The organism is Nonomuraea sp. NPDC005692, assembly GCF_040631115.1.
In the GTDB taxonomy this organism is placed as follows: Bacteria; Actinomycetota; Actinomycetes; order Streptosporangiales; family Streptosporangiaceae; genus Nonomuraea.
In genome coordinates this window covers 67,082-85,834 of the sequence record NZ_JBEXYU010000040.1, presented here as the reverse complement: position 1 = coordinate 85,834, position 18,753 = coordinate 67,082, and the positions used below count along the sequence as shown (strand labels likewise).

17 protein-coding genes and 2 tRNA genes are annotated in these 18,753 nt (G+C 68.4%); 11 read left to right on the top strand and 8 right to left on the bottom strand.

Annotation, left to right across the window (positions count from 1 at the left end):
- Positions 1-359 precede the first annotated feature (359 nt).
- Complete coding sequence (locus ABZ459_RS46265; RefSeq protein WP_357985594.1) at positions 360-1,322, bottom strand: hypothetical protein; 963 nt, start codon at positions 1,320-1,322, stop codon at positions 360-362.
- A 305-nt stretch (positions 1,323-1,627) separates the two neighbouring features.
- Here ABZ459_RS46265 and ABZ459_RS46260 point away from each other — a divergent pair, with 305 nt between their 5' ends.
- Positions 1,628-1,873 (top strand): hypothetical protein, encoded by a 246-nt coding sequence (locus tag ABZ459_RS46260; RefSeq protein ID WP_357985591.1) that lies wholly within the window; start codon positions 1,628-1,630, stop codon positions 1,871-1,873.
- A gap of 1,012 nt (positions 1,874-2,885) precedes the next feature.
- On the opposite strand, the gene ABZ459_RS46255 is transcribed toward ABZ459_RS46260, so the two are convergent.
- Positions 2,886-2,958, bottom strand: a tRNA-Arg gene (locus ABZ459_RS46255).
- Between the two features lie 1,615 nt (positions 2,959-4,573).
- On the opposite strand from ABZ459_RS46255, the gene ABZ459_RS46250 reads away from it, so the two are divergent.
- Positions 4,574-5,587 (top strand): D-alanyl-D-alanine carboxypeptidase family protein, encoded by a 1,014-nt coding sequence (locus tag ABZ459_RS46250; protein ID WP_357985588.1) that lies wholly within the window; start codon positions 4,574-4,576, stop codon positions 5,585-5,587.
- On the opposite strand, the gene mscL is transcribed toward ABZ459_RS46250, so the two are convergent.
- From mscL to ABZ459_RS46235, 3 genes are read right to left on the bottom strand one after another with little or no spacing between them, the layout of a single operon-like run.
- Complete coding sequence (gene mscL / locus ABZ459_RS46245; RefSeq protein WP_357985585.1) at positions 5,584-5,982, bottom strand: large conductance mechanosensitive channel protein MscL; 399 nt, start codon at positions 5,980-5,982, stop codon at positions 5,584-5,586. The genes ABZ459_RS46250 and mscL overlap by 4 nt on opposite strands.
- Positions 5,983-6,015: 33 nt before the next feature.
- Positions 6,016-6,597, bottom strand: coding sequence for an RcpC/CpaB family pilus assembly protein (locus tag ABZ459_RS46240; RefSeq protein ID WP_357985582.1), 582 nt, complete (start codon positions 6,595-6,597; stop codon positions 6,016-6,018).
- Entirely contained in the window at positions 6,594-7,403 is an 810-nt protein-coding gene (locus tag ABZ459_RS46235) for an S-methyl-5'-thioadenosine phosphorylase (RefSeq protein WP_352326222.1), read from the bottom strand. The genes ABZ459_RS46240 and ABZ459_RS46235 overlap by 4 nt, the downstream gene beginning before the upstream one ends.
- Positions 7,404-7,535: 132 nt before the next feature.
- Here ABZ459_RS46235 and ABZ459_RS46230 point away from each other — a divergent pair, with 132 nt between their 5' ends.
- Positions 7,536-9,503, top strand: coding sequence for an MFS transporter (locus ABZ459_RS46230; RefSeq protein WP_357985579.1), 1,968 nt, complete (start codon positions 7,536-7,538; stop codon positions 9,501-9,503).
- Positions 9,504-9,534: 31 nt separating this feature from the next.
- Here the strand turns inward: ABZ459_RS46230 and ABZ459_RS46225 are convergent, their stop codons facing one another.
- The 3 genes from ABZ459_RS46225 to ABZ459_RS46215 all read right to left on the bottom strand — a co-directional run bounded on the left by ABZ459_RS46225 (position 9,535) and on the right by ABZ459_RS46215 (position 12,008).
- Positions 9,535-9,840: an FmdB family zinc ribbon protein gene (locus tag ABZ459_RS46225; RefSeq protein WP_357985576.1), complete on the bottom strand. Its 306-nt coding sequence runs from the start codon at positions 9,838-9,840 to the stop codon at positions 9,535-9,537.
- A 69-nt stretch (positions 9,841-9,909) separates the two neighbouring features.
- Complete coding sequence (locus ABZ459_RS46220; RefSeq protein ID WP_357985573.1) at positions 9,910-11,415, bottom strand: potassium/proton antiporter; 1,506 nt, start codon at positions 11,413-11,415, stop codon at positions 9,910-9,912.
- A gap of 23 nt (positions 11,416-11,438) precedes the next feature.
- A complete protein-coding gene (locus tag ABZ459_RS46215; protein ID WP_357985570.1) occupies positions 11,439-12,008 on the bottom strand; it encodes a 5-formyltetrahydrofolate cyclo-ligase in 570 nt (189 codons plus the stop codon).
- 24 nt (positions 12,009-12,032) lie between these two features.
- On the opposite strand from ABZ459_RS46215, the gene galU reads away from it, so the two are divergent.
- The 8 genes from galU (at position 12,033) to ABZ459_RS46175 (ending at position 18,052) form a co-directional block, all read left to right on the top strand.
- A complete protein-coding gene (gene galU, locus ABZ459_RS46210; RefSeq protein ID WP_357985567.1) occupies positions 12,033-12,935 on the top strand; it encodes a UTP--glucose-1-phosphate uridylyltransferase GalU in 903 nt (300 codons plus the stop codon).
- Positions 12,922-14,097 (top strand): gephyrin-like molybdotransferase Glp, encoded by a 1,176-nt coding sequence (glp, locus tag ABZ459_RS46205; protein WP_357985564.1) that lies wholly within the window; start codon positions 12,922-12,924, stop codon positions 14,095-14,097. Before galU ends, glp begins: the two co-directional genes overlap by 14 nt.
- The gene (gene moaC / locus ABZ459_RS46200) at positions 14,094-14,570 is read left to right on the top strand and encodes a cyclic pyranopterin monophosphate synthase MoaC (RefSeq protein ID WP_357985562.1); all 477 of its coding nucleotides are present in this window, start codon (positions 14,094-14,096) and stop codon (positions 14,568-14,570) included. The genes glp and moaC overlap by 4 nt, the downstream gene beginning before the upstream one ends.
- The gene (locus tag ABZ459_RS46195) at positions 14,567-15,046 is read left to right on the top strand and encodes a MogA/MoaB family molybdenum cofactor biosynthesis protein (protein WP_357985559.1); all 480 of its coding nucleotides are present in this window, start codon (positions 14,567-14,569) and stop codon (positions 15,044-15,046) included. Before moaC ends, ABZ459_RS46195 begins: the two co-directional genes overlap by 4 nt.
- Before the next feature lie 58 nt (positions 15,047-15,104).
- Entirely contained in the window at positions 15,105-15,758 is a 654-nt protein-coding gene (locus tag ABZ459_RS46190) for a GNAT family protein (protein WP_352366396.1), read from the top strand.
- Positions 15,759-15,882: 124 nt separating this feature from the next.
- On the top strand, positions 15,883-16,455 hold the full coding sequence (locus ABZ459_RS46185; protein ID WP_357985556.1) for a hypothetical protein: 573 nt from the start codon (positions 15,883-15,885) through the stop codon (positions 16,453-16,455).
- Between the two features lie 49 nt (positions 16,456-16,504).
- A tRNA-Ala gene (locus tag ABZ459_RS46180) sits at positions 16,505-16,578 on the top strand.
- A gap of 451 nt (positions 16,579-17,029) precedes the next feature.
- Positions 17,030-18,052, top strand: a complete 1,023-nt coding sequence (locus ABZ459_RS46175) for a hypothetical protein (RefSeq protein WP_357985553.1) — start codon at positions 17,030-17,032, stop codon at positions 18,050-18,052.
- The last annotated feature ends 701 nt before the right edge of the window (positions 18,053-18,753 follow it).

Here is an 18,753-nt window from a genome sequence, read left to right as displayed (position 1 = left end):
CGCCCTCCAGCACCATGCGGACGGCTTCTTCCTTGAACTCGCGTGAGAACTGCCTGCGACGCCTCGTCACGTACCTACCTCTTCCAGACTTTTGTCAGCTTATGTAGCCGACTGTCCGGAATCTGCTGGGCACCCCACAGACATCCCCGCGGATCTGTCGCGCTTCTGGATGCGACGCGTCAAGTGTTCAGGCAGGCCCGCGCGAATGTGCTTGGCCACCGGACTTCCCAGTGACGAACGCTCGAGCATCTGGTCGAAGTCGTCGTCGATCTCCATCGTCGGCGCCAGCGGCGGTGGGTCGGCGGGTTGTATGCACGGCGAGTGCACAGCGTCGCGACGTTCTTCGTTACTCATGGCAGTCACCTCTCCGCACCGTCAGGGTCCACTTGGGCTTTTGGAGCAGGGTTCTCCTTGCCAAGATTTTTGCGGACGCGTCCTAAGCGCCCCTCAGCAGCCTTCTCGCTCAGGCCACAACGTTCGGCTGCCTCAGCCTGGTTGTAGCCCTGGCTGCGGAACCACAGGACTTCACGCAGCTGGGGGTCCTTGATCTTGCTCATAATGCGCCGAGCCTGGTCGACCAGAACCACCTGATCTTCTGGACTACGGACGCGAGCGGGGCGCAAATTTGGCAAATTATCAAGATCGTCGGTCAATCCGGCATGTAGAGCTACCCGGTCCAGCACCTTAGCTTTGCACCACCTGCGGTAGACCTTCTCAAAGGAGATCAGACACCCACCGATGAAGTAGGTTGTCAGCGCCGCTCCGCCCTCAGGATTCCAATCACCGTTGCGCACGGTGCGGCGAAAGCGCTCGATGCCTTCCTCGGCGACTTCGAAAGCCAGCTGGTCTACATCGTCTTGGCTCCATCGCCGCCAGTCGGACCTGGCGCGCTCAAGCGGGGGTAGGGGAGTCAACCCTCTCTTCGCCCTGCCCTTGTTCGTCCGGGCGCGGAGCTCGTTGACCTTGGCGAAGATCTTTTCAGCCCGGAACCAGCCGATCAAGATGGGCAGGCTGGAACCCAACAGGCGCCCACACATCTTGTCGAAGCGATCAACGCGACCCTGGGCCAGATCCTGCTGCAGCAACATCATGATCCGGTGGTCTTCTTCAAGGCGTGACCGACGCGCCTCGGCACTCTCCTGAAGCTCGGGGGGCGCCAGCTCATGCTCGGCCTCGATGATGGCAGCGGCGATCAGATCCGTGGTTTCTCGCTCCGATATTGGATCGTCGTCGCTACTGGCATCCTCGTCGATGCCCCCTGGTTCGACCGACTTGGTCTCGAGCGCGCTCGGACGTGGGCCGGGCTGTTCGAAATGCGCCATCGACGTACCCGCTCCCCTCGGGGGTTGGGGGCCGAGGGAAGGCACGCACGGCCCGGGACAGGTGGTGGTCTACTGCGTAGCTCTATGGGGCCGCGCAAGATCTCCCCTCGGGTCTCCCCGAAGTTTTTTGTGCCGTCTGAAGGCGAGGGGATCGCGACGCGAATCGCCTAGACATCCATAACTCAAGCCCTTCTCCTTCAGAGCAGGGCCAAGCGCGTGGAAGGGACATTGTGAAGGCAAACCCTAACGTCGATCATCACCCCGTGTGCCCGCTTCACCAGCACGAGCCCAACAGTTGTGGCAGCGTGGCTAAGCCCGACGCGACCGCTGCCAGGTCTTCAGATCCTGCGTTGGCGAACCCTTCCACGCCTCCGGAACGCATCGCGCTCGCCATGCTGTGCGCCGCCATGGCCACCGTCGTCATGACTGGCCTGATGCTCGCCGACAAGGCCTCCTGGCCCGCCTCCCTCATCGTCGGCCTGGGTGCCGGCGGCGCCACCCTCGTTGGCGTGCTCACTCTCCTTGGCCGGACAACTCCTCGTGATCGCTAAGGAGCGTCTGCTCCTCCTGGTCTTGCCTGACGCTCGACCGCGCGTTCGTTGGCTCCTCTGATGCTTCGGGCGTGACCGTGGCCGCCAGCCGGATAAGTCTCACCGCCGAGCTTGCCCTGCTGCCTGGGCGCGATGTCGATGGAGCCGTCATCCTTGAACGCGTCGGTGTGGTTTGCTGCGCGACGATCCTGGGCGCTTGCCCTGTCCGCTGCGTGTTAACGGGCTGACGTACACTGTATGGAGCCGCGGTGTTCCGCGCGTGAGCGTGTGCGTTGGCTGTCTGGCGAGGAGTTCCACCCGCAGCCGTATGAGCAGTTCGTCGCCTCCTACGCTGCCGATGGCCAGCACGATGAGGCCCGTGCCGTCGTGTTCGCGAAGGAACGGTGCCAGCAGCGTGATCGGGCGCTGCTTGGTCGGGTGTGGACCTTCTGCAGGACGTCACGGTTGGCTTCGGCTACAAGCCGTGGCAGGCGGCCGCCTGGCTCGTTGTCCTGTTGGCCATCGGCGGTGTCGTCTACTGGGCGTCGCGTCCGCCTCCGCTGAAGCCGGGCGAGTCACCGCACTTCAACGCCGGAGCTATGCGATTGATCTGCTGCTTCGCATTGTTGGTCTGGGCCAGCAGTCGGCGTTCGACTCGGGAGGAGCGACGCAGTGGCTCTCTCGCGGGCTGGTCGCGGCTGGCGGGGTGCTGGCGACCACCGTTGTCGCCGGAGCAGCCCGCGTACTGGGCCGGTGATGTGGACTGCAAGCGGAGGTTGCGCACGTATTTGGCGCGATCAGGCTGGCCGTGTTCGCCCAATGCCGTGCGGTCGGAAGCGGGTGCCGGGGAACGTGGCGGCCTAAAATGCGGTCCGACCTGGGGAAACGTCATCAAGATCATCCCGTGTATATCCCCTGATCATGGTCTTACGGTTGCATGCGGGCACCGCCTGCTGCCTACCAAGGACACAAAAGAAAAGACCTGCGGCTGTGAAACCGCAGGTCAGGGGCCTGAAATGCCGATCTAGGTGAGTGCCCCCGGCAGGATTCGAACCTGCGGCACCCGCTTTAGGAGAGCGGTGCTCTATCCCCTGAGCTACGGAGGCGGACGCTCGTAAGCCTAGCGAAAGTTGGGCAGTGCGTGGGCCGCCGGGCCGGGGTCAGTTTGGTGAGGTTGGTTATGGGTGCTCTGAGCTGCGGTAAAGGCATGGCAAGCGGTCAGATTCCTGCGCTTCGTACGTGGCTAGCTTCTGCCTGTGACCAGGAGGCGATCCACGCAAGCTCGTAGGCGGCCCGTTGTGTTGTTCGGGGCGTTGCTGGCGCCGGCGATTCTTGCCGGCGGGCTGTTGGCGGGGGAGATGCGGGGGTTCGAGGGAGTTGGTGCGCCGGTGGGGATGGAGGAGCGGAGGGCGGTGCGGTTGGCGTTCGAGCCTGTGTGGGTGCCCGCGCCTGCGCATCCTGATCGGCGGTACGAAGGGGTGATTCCGGCGCCTGTGCGGAAGGTCTCCGAGGTGTCCGAGGCGTTGGAGGTGCGGTCCTCGGTGCCTGTGCCCGCGCCGGAGCCGGATCCTGTGGTTGAGGAGGAGCCGTACGTGCCTGAGGCTTCGCGGTCCTTGCCAGGGTGTGCGGGGGAGTGGGAGGACACCTGGCTATGGGACATGTGCCGGGAGCGTGAGCAGGAAGCGGCACAGAATGCCCGCTATGGCTGGTTGTCGGGCTTGTGAAGTCGACGACGGGTGTTGGCTGAAGACGGTGTGCTGCTTTGGCGCGGTGTCGCGCAGGCCGCTGGCGGGTGAGGTCAATGACCGGCTCTTCCCGCGTGCTGTCTCGGCGGGGGGAGTGGCTTGAGTGGCTTCGTGTTGGCTGCTGTTGGGGCTTCCTTTCAGGAGGTACTTCGCCGCTGAGATAGAGGGCGTCGGCTTCGGTGGTCTTGGTGGCAGGTCTGCGTGCGATTGCGTGGCAGCTGTGGTGGAGGCTCTTGGCCGGAGGGCCGAGACGAGGTCACGAGAGGCCGGAGGGCGTTGCGCGTCGTGTGGAGGGACTGCAGGTCGGGTGGCGCAGCTCTGGGGGTGACCGCCCGTCGTACCCAACAGGCTGCGACAGGGAGACGCTGTCGCCGGTGATCCCAGGGGACTGGCCGAAAAGGGAGTGGTGAGCACCGTTCCTGAAACAGGCTCAGAGCCGTCGAAGCTCAAGTCATGGGTGGTTCTGCGCATTACGGGTCCACATGACAAAGGGGCGTCGGAGGCCGCGGAGAAGTGAGAAGGGTTGCTGTGGCGGACATCGGAGAGGAGCGGGCCGGCGTAGGAAGAGGCGGAGACGTACCGCGGTGACCGCAGGTCAGGGCGGATGAATGCGGCGCAGCGGTGTGGTTGGCTCACTCGTCCGGTGCGCGCACTCCCGCAGCCGTCCCCAGGCTGCACCGTGACAGCTTCTCCCGGGCCGCCGAAGGGAGAAACCCTGACAGGAAGGTCCAGGACGGTGCACGGTTCCGCCGGGAGTCGGGCGTAGGGGGCGATGTCGCTGGTGGGGAGGGGGAGCCGTACATAGTGCGCTTTTTGTCTCATAGCAGCTCTTCGGAGTTCGGTCCGGACACTCGGGGGGCTGTAGTAACGTGCGTGCCTGACCCGGGTAACGAGTGTGCAAACGGAGGAGTCGAACGTGCCATCCCCTCGATCAGCGGGTCTGATCGCGGTCGTCATGGCGATGGCTTCTCTCTTCGTGCCATCAGCGGTTCAGGCGCAGGCGCGCACCCAGGTGGAGCGGCGGGATCCGAGCAATCTGGCGGAGCTGCGCAAGGAGGCCGAGAAGTCGGCCAAGGAGCTTGAGGACGCCACCAAGGCGCTGGAGAAGCGGCGCGCCACGATCGCGGCGTCCGAGAAGGAGCTCAAGACCAAGCTGAACGGGCTGCAGGACCTGGAACGCAGGCTCGCGGTGATCCGGCAGCCGGTCTCGCAGCTTGCGGAGCTGCTCTACGAGCAGCCCGTCGGGGCGGACGGCGTGGTGCCGTTCCTGTCGGGGGACGCCGGGGTCGGCACCCTGCGGGCGCTCTCGGACTCGACCGAGATGGTCAGGGTCCGGCAGCAGGCCGTGGAGCAGACCAGCACCCTGTACAAGGAGGCCGAACGGCTGGCCGCTGACGCCCAGGAGCTGAGGGCGGGCAACCTGCTGGCCGAGGCCCAGATGGCGGCCGAGATCGACACGCTCAGGCAGCGTTCGGACAAGATCGTCAAGTCGCTCACCGCGGCGCTGGTGAAGCTGGGCATCAAGATCGACAAGGTCGGGCGGGCGGCGCTGGGCTGCAACCCCCTTCAGGCCGCCACGGCCAACAACTACCCCAACGGGCTCATCCCCAAGAGCATGCTCTGTCCGCTGCAGCAGAAGGGGTTCAGTCTGCGGGCGGACGCCACCATCGCCTTCGTCAGCCTCAACGAGGCCTACCGGAGGCGGTTCGGCAAGGCGATCTGTGTGACGGACGCCTATCGGAGCCTGGCCGAGCAGCAGTCCGTCTACTACCGGCGGCCGGGGTTCGCGGCCGTGCCGGGGCGGAGCAACCACGGTCTCGGGCTGGCTGTTGACCTGTGCGGCGGGGTGGAGCGGTTCCGGTCCACGGAGTTCGTGTGGATGGAGAAGAACTCCAAGAGGTACGGGTGGTTCCATCCCGCCTGGGCCTACAGCAGCCCGTTCGAGCCGTGGCACTGGGAGTACGACCCGAAGATCGACTCGCAGCTCTAGGCGGGCACGACCTCGGCGCTGCAGAAGGCGCAGCGGGAGGCGGCCTTCGGGATCTCCGACAGGCATTCGGGGCAGTCGCGGGTCTTGGCCTCGACCTGGGCTGCCGCGCGCTCCTTGAAATGCGTGTACGGCTTGACGACCAGGAAGTAGATCACCGCCGCGATCATCAGGAACGAGATCACCGCGTTGAGGAACTTGCCGTACATGAAGTGGGACGCGCCGACGGTGATCTTCAGCGAGGAGAAGTCGGGCAGGCCGCCGAAGGCCGAGATCAGTGGGGTCAGGAGGTCGGCGACGAACGACTGCACGATCGAGTTGAAGGCCGCCCCGATGACCACCGCGACGGCCAGGTCGAGGACGTTGCCCTGCATGAGGAACTTCTTGAATCCGTTCATGGCCGAGAATCGTAGTCGAACGATTACTCTCGGTTAACTCTTGAAGGTGATGGAGAGGCGGCCCGATGTTTGGGCGCCCGCCAGCTGGGCCGCCTGGTACGGGGTGGCGGCCAGCACCACCAGCGCGCCGCCGGTACGGGAATCGGTGGCGGGACGCGGGATGGTGAGCACGCGGACGTCGTCAGCGATGAGCTGGGCCGGCTGACCGCCCTCCCAGGCCGCCAGGACGCCGACGGTCGAGCCGGGGGAGATGAGGGCGACGGCGTCGGGGTCGGCGATGCGCACGGGGGCGGCCACCGTGCCCGGCGGCAGCGGCACGGGATGGAGCAGGCGGGCGTCGGTCAGCGGCTCGCCCCGGCGCATGGGCCCGGCAAGGTAGCGGCCCCCCGCGTACGACCGGACGGCCCCGTCAGGAGGGTGGGCGAGCGGCGCCGGACGGAGGTCACCAGGACGCAGGGGGCCGGGGGCGAGGTCGCGGGCGGCGATGAGGACCTCGGGGCCCGCGGCGGGACGGAGGGCGACATAGGCCGACAGGACGCCCACCGCGGCCAGGGCCGCCGCGATCAGCCGACGACGCCGGGCCCACGGCCGCAGCCAGGCGGGCTGCCTGCTCACGGCAGCTCGAAGGGCAGCTTGATGCCGTCGAGGGCCGAGCCGCAGGAGCACGTGCGGTCGGTGGGCAGGGCCTGGACGGTCTCGGCGATCAGCGTGCGCATGCGGGTGACGTTGCGGGCGAAGAACTCCAGCACCTCGTCGTGGGTCACGCCCTGGCCGGCCTCGACCCCGGCGTCGTGGTCGGTCACCAGGGAGAGCGAGGTGTAGCACAGGGCCAGCTCGCGGGCCAGCACCGACTCGGGATAGCCGGTCATGCCCACGATCGACCACCCGTTGGCGGCGAACCACTGGGACTCGGCCCGGCTGGAGAAGCGGGGGCCCTCGATGACCACCAGCGTGCCGCCGTCGACGACGTCGCCCCAGCCGGTGGAGCGGGCCGTGGCCACGGCCGCGGCTCTGCCGGACGGGCAGTAGGGGTCGGCGAAGGAGACGTGGACGGCCCCCGAGACGTCGTAGTACGTCTGCGGCCGGCCCGAGGTGCGGTCGACGATCTGGTCGGGCACGACGATGGCGCCGGGGCCGTACTCGGCCTTGAGTGAACCGACGGCGCTGGGGGCGAGCACCTGGGTCACGCCGAGCGAGCGCAGCGCCCACAGGTTGGCGCGGTAGGGGATGCGGTGGGGAGGGAAGCGGTGATCCCGGCCGTGCCGGGGGATGAACGCGACCGAACGCGAGCCGATGCGGCCGACGGTGACGACGTCGCTGGGCGGCCCGTAGGGGGTGGAGAGCTCGATCTCCTCCGCGTCGTCGAGGAGGGAGTAGAAGCCCGAGCCGCCGAGGACGCCGATGTCTGCGCGAGTGACCATGGCGCCGAGAGTAGCCGGACGGCCGGGGGCCGCGAGAACGCCGAACGCCGTTCTGTGGATAACCGAACCAGCGCCGGCAGGCCGTCCGAACGCGGAGCGTACGCACACCAGTACGAAGAGTAGGATCGCCGCATGCGGCAGAAAGGGCTGGGCCTCATCATCCTCGCGCTGATGCTCGGCATGCTGCTGGCCTCGCTCGACCAGACCATAGTCTCCACGGCCCTGCCGACGATCGTGAGCGACCTGGGCGGGCTGGAGCAGCTCTCCTGGGTGGTGACGGGCTACATGCTCGCCTCGACCGTCTCCACGCCGTTGTGGGGCAAACTGGGCGACCAGTACGGCCGCAAAAGGCTCTTCATCGCCGCGATCATCATCTTCCTCCTCGGATCGGCCCTGTGCGGGCTGAGCCGGAACATGGGGGAGCTGATCGGGTTCCGGTCGATCCAGGGGCTGGGCGGCGGCGGGCTCATGGTGCTCGCGCAGGCGATCGTGGGCGACGTGGTCTCGGCCCGCGAACGAGGGCGCTACCAGGGCTTCTTCGGCGCCGTCTTCGCCGTCAGCAGCATCGTGGGGCCGCTGCTCGGCGGGCTGTTCGTCGACCACCTGTCCTGGCACTGGGTGTTCTACGTCAACCTCCCCCTGGGCGCGATCGCCCTGGGCGTGATCGCGGCGGCGCTGCCCGGCGACGACACGCGCACCAGCCACCGCATCGACTACGCCGGGGTGGTGCTGCTCGGCGGCGCGACCTCGTGCCTGGTGCTCATCACGACCTGGGGCGGCACGACCTATCCCTGGGCGAGCCCGGTCATCGCCGGCCTGGCGCTGGGGGCGGCGGCGCTGGTCGCGGCGTGGGTGGCCGTCGAGCGACGGGCCGCCGAGCCGGTGCTGCCGCTGGGGCTGTTCCGGGTGCGGGCGTTCGCGATGTCGTCCGCGGTGGGGTTCGTGGTGGGGTTCGCGATGTTCGGGGCGCTCACGTACCTGCCGCTGTTCCTGCAGGTCGTGCATGGGGTGAGTCCCACATTGTCCGGGGTGTACCTGCTGCCGATGATGGCCGGGATGCTCACGTTGTCGATCGTCAGCGGGCTGGTGATCTCGAAGACCGGCAGATACCGCTTCCTGCCCATCGCGGGCACGGCCGTGGCGACGGTGGGGCTGTTCCTGCTGTCCGGGCTGAGCGAGCGCAGCAGCCTGCTGACGATGGGCGGCTACCTGCTGGTGCTCGGCGTCGGGCTCGGGATGACCATGCAGGTGCTGGTGATCGTCGTGCAGAACGCCGTCGACTTCAAGGACCTCGGGGTGGCCACGTCGGGAGCGACGTTCTTCCGGTCGATCGGAGGGTCCTTCGGGGTCGCCACGCTGGGGGCGGTCTTCACCGGCACGCTCAACGGCGACCTGCGGGAGGTGCTGGCCAGGGCCCGGTTGCCGGCGGGGTTCGACCCGTCCAGGATCCAGCGCGACCCGACCGTCATCCAGCGGCTGCCTCCCGCGCTGGCCGGTCAGTTCCTCCATGTGTACGCCGACGCCATCGCCACCGTCTTCCGGGTGGCCGCGCCGGTGATGTTCGGCGCGTTCGCGCTGAGCTGGTTCATCCCGCAGACGCGGCTCAGGGAGACCACCAAGGCGGCGGACCTGGGCGAGGGGCTGGGCGCCACGTCGGCCGAGCGGTCGTCGCTGGAGGAGGTCGAACGCGGGCTCATGCGGCTCGCCGACGCCGACCTGCGCAGGGGTTACTACGAAAGGCTCGGGGCGCTGGCCGGGCTGAGCGGCGTCGCGCCGCAAGGGGTGTGGGTGCTCGCCAGGCTCAACGGCCAGGGCTGGGTCGGGGCGGCCGAGCTGGCCGAGTGCGCCAAGGTCAGCAGGGCACACGGACGGCCCCACGTCGACCGGCTGGTGGACGAGGGGCTGGTGGAGCGCTCTGGGGACGGCGAGCGGCTGCGGCTCACGCCGAAGGGGGACCGGGCGGCCCTGGGGCTCGTGCGCTGCTCACGCGAGGGGCTGAGCAGGCTCGTGGCTGACTGGGGGCCCGATCCACAGCTGGCGCGGCTCGTCGATCGCATCGCGCCGGAACTGCTCGGCGCGTACGCCGACCGGCCTCGATGAGGCCCCCGCCCGTGCGGGCGGGGTGACGTGCCTAGTTGGAAGCCGCGGCGGACGCCGGCGCCGGGGTGGACGACGACGAGGACGACGAGGACGACGACTCGCTCGACTTGCTCTCGGCCGGCTTCGACGGGGTGGTCGAAGAGGTGGAGGACGTCGAGGACGAGCGGTTGTCGGTGCGGTAGAAGCCCGAACCCTTGAACACGATGCCGACGGCGGAGAACACCTTCCGCAGGTTGCCCTGACAGTTGGGGCACACCGTCAGCGCATCGTCGGTGAACTTCTGCACGACTTCGAGCTGCTCGCCGCAGTCGTTGCAGGCGTACTGGTAGGTCGGCACGCGCTCCTCCTTATACGTTCTGGCACTCGAGCGATGCGACTGCTAATGCTAACCGATTGGGCCAAACACCTATTCCAACCCCCGCTCCCCGCGCCAACCGGCCAGCTTGCCGCTGCGGCTCACGGCGCGCAGGCGGCGTTCGACCTGGTCACGGCAGGCGGCCGTGGCGACCACCAGGAGCTGGTCGTCGGCCCGGACGCGGGTGCTGTTGTCCGGTACGAACGATTTGCCGTCGCGAACCACCAGCGTCACGGCCGCTCCGGCGGGCAGGCGCAGCTCGAAGATCTCCACGCCGTGCAGGAGCGACCCGACGGGCACCTTGACCTGGAGCAGGTCCGCCTTGAGCTCCTCCAGCGGCGCGGACTCCACCTCCAGTTCGTGCGCCTCACCCGGCGCGCTCACCCCGAGCAGGCGGGCCGCGTACGGCAGTGTGGGCCCCTGCAGCAGCGTGAACACGATCACGATCACGAAGACCTGGTTGAAGATCTCCTTCGAGCCCTGCACGCCGGACGCCCACGGGATGGTCGCCAGCACGATGGGGATCGCGCCGCGCAGCCCCGCCCACGACAGGAACGCCTGGTCGCGCCAGCTCACCCGATCCAGCCGCAACACCCGGGCCACGGTCGAGCTGACCAGCACCGACAGCGGACGGGCCACCATCACCAGCACGGACCCGGCGATCACGCCCGGCACGATGGCCGACGGCAGCTCCTTGGGCGTGGCCAGCAGCCCGAGCATGACGAACAGCCCGATCTGGGCCAGCCAGGCCGCGCCCTCGGCGAACCCTCTGGTCGCGGCGCGGTGCGGCAGGCGTGAATTGCCCAGGATGAGGGCGGTGAGGTAGACGGCCAGGAAGCCGGAGCCGTGCAGCAGCACCGCGCCGCCGTACGAGACGAAGGTGAGGGCGAGCACGGCGATCGGGTAGAGGCCGGAGGCGGGGAGGGCGACGCGGCGCAGCGCGTACGCGCCCGCCGGTCCGACCGCGAGGCCCACGGCCGCGCCGATGACCAGCTCGATGGCCGTTTCGAGCAGGAACGTCCCCACGGACGCCGGCCGCTGCGACGCCCCGCTGAGCAGGACGACGGCGATGACCGTGGGAGCGTCGTTGAATCCGGACTCCGCCTCCAGAACCCCCGCCAACCGGGTCGGGAGCGGCAGCCTGCGCAGCACCGAGAAGACGGCGGCCGCGTCCGTGGAGGCCAGCACGGCGCCGAGGACCAGCGCCGCGGTCGGATCCATGCCGAGCAGCCCCTGGACGGCCAGCGCCACGACCACGATGCTCACCGTCACGCCGACGGTGGCCAGGATAAGGGCGAGGGGCACCGATTTGCGGACGTGCGACCAGGTCGTGGTCAGACCGCCTTCGGCCAGGATCACCGCCAGCGCGATCAGGCCGATCTGCTGGACGGCCTGCGGGCTTTCCAGCTTGGCGCCGAACCCCGAGGCCCCAAGAACCAGACCGAGGGCCAGGAAGAGGAGAAGACTGGGCAGACCGCTGCGATGTGCGATGCGTACGGACGCGATGGCCGCGATGACAATTCCGGCGCCGATCAGGAGCCAGACATCAAGCGTCATCCGGCCCCCTCTCGTCCCTTCGGTCACATAAGCCTAGTGAGTCCGCCTGGCGTCATCGCAAAACGGACCCGGTGGTCGTGCGGCTCGGCGGGCACGTCGTCGATCAGCTCGCCGTCGTGCAGCAGGGCCACCGTGGGGACGTTGGGCCCCACCCTGGCCAGCGCGCGGTCGTACGAACCGCCGCCGCGTCCGAGTCGCACCCCCGTGCGGCGGTCGACCGCGAGGGCGGGCACGATCACCAGCGCGGCCGTGCGGACGGCGTCGACGCCCCGGCGCGTGTCGACCGGTTCCATGATGCCGAAGCGGCCAGGGGCGAGCGTGTCCGGGCCGTCGTAGACCGCCCAATCCAGGTCATTGTCGTCTTTCAACACCGGAAGGATCACCGTCGCGCCGTGTTTCCACAGAGCGAACACGAGACCGTGCGTCTCCGGCTCCGACCCCGCCGACCAGTAGCAGGCCACCAGACCGGCCATCTGGACCCACGGCTGTTCGAGCAGCGTCTCGCGGACCTTGGTGGCGTTTGCCCGCAGTTGTTCGGGGGGCAGAGCGGTACGCGCCGCGAGCAGTCGGCGACGCAGGTTCAGCTTGTCCACAGGTACCTCCACTAGGGTCTACTCATGGCTGACTTCGACCCTGTGACGAAAGCCGTCGTGCCCGCCGCGGGTCTGGGCACCCGGTTCCTCCCGGCGACCAAGGCGACACCCAAAGAGATGTTGCCCATCGTCGACAAGCCCGCGATCCAGTATGTCGTCGAGGAGGCGGCCTCCGCCGGGCTCCTCGACGTCCTCATGGTCACCGGCAAGAACAAGCGGTCCATCGAAGACCACTTCGACCGCGCGTTCGAGCTGGAAGAGGCCCTGGAGGCCAAGGGCGACGAGCAACGGTTGTCCCAGGTCCGCGAGCCCGCTTCCCTCGCCACGCTGCACTACGTGCGGCAGGGCGAGCCGAAGGGGCTGGGGCACGCGGTGCTGTGCGCCAAGCAGCACGTCGGCGACCACCCGTTCGCCTGCCTGCTCGGTGACGACCTGATCGACTACCGTGACCACCTGCTCAAGCGCATGATCGAGGTGCGCGACACGTTCGGCGGAAGCGTGGTCGCGCTGATGGAGGTGCCGAGGGAGCAGGTCTCGCTCTACGGCGTGGCCACCATCGCCGGCACCGTCGAGGACGACGTCGTGCGGGTGACCGACCTGGTGGAGAAGCCGCCGGTGGACGAGGCACCCTCCACGTGGGCGGTCATCGGGCGATACGTGCTCGATCCCGCCATTTTCGAGGTCCTGGAGAACACCCCGCCGGGGCGCGGCAACGAGATCCAGCTCACCGACGCGCTGCGCACGCTGGCCGGCCGCGGCTCCGAGCAGGGCGGGCCGGTGCACGGTGTGCTGTTCCGCGGGCGGCGGTACGACACCGGCGACAAGCTCGACTATCTGCGGACAGTGGTGAAGTTCGCCGCCGATCGTCCCGATCTGGCGCCGGAGTTCGTGCCGTGGCTGCGGGAGTTCCTCGATGAGATCGGTTGACGCGCATCTGGCCGAGATCCTGGCCACTGTGCGTCCGCTGGCGCCTCTGGAGCTGGAGCTGGAGCGGGCGCTGGGCACGACGCTGGCCGAGGACGTCTCCTCGCCGGTGCCGCTGCCGCCGTTCGACAACTCCGCGATGGACGGCTACGCGGTCAGGGCCGAGGACGTCCCCGGCACGCTGCCGGTGATCGACGACGTCGCCGCCGGGTCCGACGAGCTGCGGGCGGTGGGCCCCGGGCATGCCGTACGCATCATGACCGGGGCGCCCATGCCGGCCGGGGCGGACTCCGTCGTCCCGGTGGAGTGGACGGACGGCGGCACGGTCTCCGTCCGGATCAATCGTGATGTCCCGGTGGGTAACGCGATTCGCCGGGCGGGCGAGGACGTCCAGGCGGGCGAGGTGGTGCTCAAGGCCGGCACGGTGATCGGGCCGGCCCAGCTCGGGATCATCGCCGGTGTGGGCCGGCGGCGCGTGTGGGTGCGTCCGCAGCCGCGCGTCGTCGTCATCTCGACCGGCGCCGAGCTGGTCGAGCCGGGGGCGCCGCTGGGCCGCGGGCAGATCTGGGAGTCCAACAGCTTCACCCTGACGGCCGCGGTGCGCGAGGCGGGCGCCGAGGGGTTCCGCGCGGGGTCCGTCGGCGACGATCCCGCCGTGCTGCTCGACCAGCTCGACACCCATCTGGTGCGCGCCGACGCGATCATCACCAGCGGCGGGGTCTCCATGGGGGCCTACGAGCCCGTCAAGGAGGCGCTGTCGCCGCTCGGCACGGTCCGGTTCGAGAAGGTCGCGATGCAGCCCGGCATGCCGCAGGGGTTCGGCGTCCTGGGCGACGACCGGGTGCCGATCTTCGCCCTGCCTGGCAACCCGGTGTCCTCATTCGTGTCGTTCATGCTGTTCGTCCGCCCCGCGCTCGACAAGATGCGCGGCCTGCCCAGCCGCCCGGCGACGGTGACCGCCCGGGCCACCGCGGCGCTGCGCTCGCCGTCGGGCCGCCGCTCGTTCCTGCGCGGCGTGCTGGCCGCCGACGGCACGGTGGCGCCGGTCCACGGGCAGGGCTCCCACCAGCTCGCGGCCCTGGCCTCGGCGAACGCGCTCATCGTGGTGCCGGAGGACGTCACCGAGGTGCCCGAAGGGGCCGCCGTGGAGGTGATCCGGCTGTGAGCGAGTTCACGCACATCGACGAGACGGGCGCGGCGCGCATGGTCGACGTCTCGGCCAAGGACGTCTCCGCCCGTACCGCGACGGCGACCGGGCGGGTGCTGCTGTCGTCCGAGGTCGTGGCGCTGCTGCGGTCGGGCGAGGTGCCCAAGGGCGACGCGCTGGGGGTGGCCCGGATCGCCGGGATCATGGGGGCGAAACGCACGCCCGACCTCGTCCCGCTGTGCCACCCGATCGCGTTGCACGGCGTCAAGGTCGTGATCGACGTCGAGGACTGGGGCGTGGCGATCACCTCCCGGGTGAAGACGGCCGACCGCACCGGGGTGGAGATGGAGGCGCTGACCGCCGTCACCGTGGCCGCGCTGGCGCTGATCGACATGGTGAAGGCGGTCGATCCGGCCGCCGTGATCACCGATGTCCGGGTGGAGGAGAAGGTCGGCGGGAAGACCGGTCTGTGGACCAGGGAAGCCACGTGATCAGGGCGCTCGTGGTGACCGTGTCGAACCGCGCATCCGCCGGGATTTATGCCGACAAATCAGGGCCGTTGCTGGCCGAGTTGCTGGCGTCCGACGCCGGCTGCGAGGTCACGGGGCCTGTGGTCGTCCCCGACGGCGACGCGGTCGAGGCGGCCCTGCGGGACGGTGTCGCGCAGGGCTACGACGTGATCGTCACCACCGGCGGCACCGGGCTCACGCCCCTCGACCTGACGCCGGAGATGACCGCCCGCGTGATCACCAGGGAAATTCCCGGTATCGCGGAGGCCATTCGCCTGGCGAATCGCGACAAGGTGCCCACGTCGGTCCTGTCCCGGGGGCTGGCCGGTCAGGCGGGTGACACGTTGATCGTGAATCTGCCCGGCTCGTCCGGTGGCGTCCGGGATGGGGTGGCCGTGCTCGCGCCCGTCCTGCGGCACGCCGTCGAGCAGATGAAGGGCGGCGACCACCCCCGCTGACCAGGTTTCGGTCTGCCGATCGATGATCCGTGGCGACATCGAGCCCGATGGGGGGATGATGAGAGGCGTGGATCGACTTCGTGGCTGGCCGGCGATTCTGAACGAGGGCCCGGTAGGCCTGCGGCCGCTGCGGCTGAGCGACGTACGCGTCTGGCGCGAGACCAGGTTGCGCAACGCCGACTGGCTGCGTCCCTGGGAACCGAGCAACCCCGAGACCCCGCTGTTCAGAACGGGGCTCGGCCCGTACATCTCCATGGTCGGCACCCTGCGCCGCGAGGCCAGACAGGGGCTGGCGCTGCCCTGGGTGGTCACCTACGGCGGCCGCTTCGCGGGGCAGCTCACCGTGGGGGCCATCGTGTGGGGATCTGCCCGTTCCGCCCAGGTCGGTTACTGGGTGGACGGCGCGCTGGCCGGGCGGGCCATCATCCCCACCGCCCTGGCCCTGGCCGTCGATCATTGCTTTTTCACCACCGGATTGCATCGGCTAGAGGCGAACATCCGTCCTGAGAACCAGGCCAGCCGTAGGGTGGTGGAGAAGCTCGGGTTCAGGGAAGAAGGCATTCGGCGTCGCCAACTCCACATCGACGGGGCCTGGCGCGACCACATCTGCTACGCGCTGACCGTCGAGGACGTCCCCGGCGGGCTGCTCGTACAGTGGCGGCGCGCCCGTGAGGCGGCCGCTCACGGCGGATCTCCGATCGAAGAGGTTTGACGATCTCGCGACACACCGCACCGAATGCTCGTCAATCAGTGACACACGGTCTTACGGTGCGTGACGTGAGCACAATGAAGGCGCGACGAGCACAGACGCGCTTTCGTGCTGCCCGGAGGTGGTCGTGAGCAGCGCCTTCCTCTATGTCGCCATTGTGGTGATGTGGCTGTGCGTCCTGATCCCGATGTGGTTGCGCCGGGACAAGACGAACCTCCAGGAGCTGGCCGAACTCGAAGAGCACTACACCGGCGAGCACGCCCTGCCCGACCTGGACAACCTCGACGCCACCCTCGGCGACGAGGACGCGCCGGAGGTCGAAAAGGTCGATGTCCGGCAGTTCCGGTTTCGGCGTAGGGCGATCATCGTAGCGCGCCGCCGGAGGTTGTTGTTCTTCACCGCGCTGCTCGTGCTGGCCTCGGTGGTCACGGCCGGTGTCGAGATGATCCCGTGGTGGGGTGTGGCGCCGTCCGTGGTCGTCATGCTGTCGTACATGGCCTTTCTGCGGATCGCCGTACAGGTGGATCGCGAACGCCGTGAGCGGGCGCTCCAGGCGCGCTCTGAGCGGCTGCGACGGGCCCGCGAGCGGCGCCGGGCGGAGGCCGAGGTGGAGGCCGAGGTGATCGACCTGACCGCGCTGCACGCCGACGTCCTGTTCGACCAGTACGCCGAACCGCCCAAACGGGCGGTGGGGGACTGAGAGGATGGCGCGAGGACCCTTGGGAGTTTGCTAATCTGGTCGAGTCCTTGGGGATGTAGCGCAGTCCGGTAGCGCACTTCGTTCGCATCGAAGGGGTCAGGGGTTCGAATCCCCTCATCTCCACCCAGGTCAAAGGCCGCTTCCCCGTTGTGGGAGGCGGCCTTCTGCGTTGCTGGGTGACCAACTGAGTGACTACGGTTCTCAAGCTCAAGCCCTGGAACGTTCGAGCCGCTCACATGATCTGGCGCACTGGGAGCACCCCCATTACTCTCGGCCATCTGTGATCGCATGACTCCTCCGGCCACCCCGAGGCAAGAGCCGGCCACAAGGACGGTGAGCGGTGTCTGATCTGCTGCGGCTGGACATGGGTGGTCCCGGCGCGTCCGGACAGGGGCCGGGCAGGCCGGGCGAGAGCGAGCCCCTGATGGACGGCCACTCTGTCCCGTCTACTTGGCCCGGCCCCATAGGGCGCCGGACGGATGGCTGCACGATCCCTGTCAGCGGGAGCGTGGGTACGTCAGTCGTATCGATGCGGCCACCATTGTTTCGTCGAGACCTCCCGTGGATTGTCGCGATGGCACTTGTGGCAGCGTTGACCGTCGCTGTGTGGCCTTCCTCGGATCTGCTGGGGCATCACGACGACCCTGTCGGGGCGATGGCGGTAGGGGAACTGGAGGGCCGGCCGGTCGCCGTGAGCGCTGGTAGTGGCTACGACGACACCACCTTGCGGGTGTGGGACCTGACCACAGGCGATCCCGTCGGTGAACCGATCGTCGCTCACCCGGAAGGTGTTGTGACGCTGGCGCTCGGGGAAGTGGCCGGTCGGCCGGTCGCTGTCATAGGCGGCCACGACGACGCTGTTCGGGTTTGGGATCTGACCACACGCGAACTCGTGGGCGAACCGATGAGGCTCAGTAACGGTCACCGCGTCGATGCGGTGGCGGTCGGGGAGGTGAACGGTCGGGCCGTCGTCGTCGCTGCGGGAGATTGGGGCGACGCCACCCAAAAGCTACCTGTGCGGGTGTGGGACCTGGCCACGCATGAGCCTGTCGGCGAACCGTTGGTCGGACACAGCGGCCTCGTCCTGACCGTGGCGCTTGGAGAGGTGAACGGTCGAGCAGTAGCCGTGACCGGCAGCGTTGACGGCACGACACGTATATGGGATCTGGCCACCCGCAGGCAGATGGGCGATCCAATAGTCAGCGGTACCGGCGTCGGGGAGGTCGCGCTCGGGCGGGTGGACGGCAGACAGGTCGTCGTCTCCAGCGACGGCAAGAACATGCGGGTGTGGGACTTGACCACCCGGCAACTCATCGGTGTACCGATACCGACAGGTCTCACCTATGGGGTCAGGACAGTAGCGGTTGGAGAGGTCAACGGCCGGCCGGTCGTCCTCGCCGGTGGTGGTTACGACGAAGACGGCGGGGGTGCCGTGCGGATTTGGGATCTCGGTACGCACGAGCCGCTGGGCGGACGGATGAGATACGCCAACTGGGTCGGGGACGTGGCGATCGGACATGTGGAGGGAAGAGTGGTCGCCGTCACCGGAGACGGTGACGGCGACGTGCGCATGCGGGACTTGAGCGGCTACAGCTGATGAGCCTGTGTCGCCAAGCACATGCCTCAGGCATCGCGCATCGTGGCTGCACTTATGGGCTAACCATCTGGAAAGATTTGATCCATTGCCTCGGCACCCTCCAGCATCACGGGTCGGAGTTGCTTCCGGTATACGGTCTCGATGGGCATGCCTGAGTCGGAGAGCAGTGAGACGAAGCTGTGCCGCATCTCGCGCGGTGTCCAGTCCTTCGGGGCGGGGCCGGCCTTTTGAGGACGGCTCGGAACGAGCGGCGGACGTTGTGCGCGTCGAGTTCCGTGCCCACCTTGGACGCGAACACGAGGTCGTTGTCCTGCCAGCGGTCACGCGCTGCCTTCTTGGCTACGTCCTGGCGTTCACGGTGGAGCTTGAGGGCGTCCACGCAGCGCCACGGCATGGCCAGGGTGCGGCGGGACTTCTTGGTCTTGGTGTCGCCTCCTTCCTGGACCGAGCGCCAGACCATGGTGGACGGCGGTGTGCTGTCCATGTCGACGGAGGGCTGAGCGGCCACCTGAGCGGGCTGCAAGGGCAGTGTGGCGGCTCCCCCGGCAGCGTCCTTGTTCGCCATGACGAGGCATCCTGCTGGGTGACGTATTGAGTGACGGTCGTGGCGAACACTCTCGGACGTTCACGGACTCAAGAACACTTCCGACGCAGGTCACGGGGCATGTTCGCCCTGATGCAGATCATGGTCAAGTGGCTTC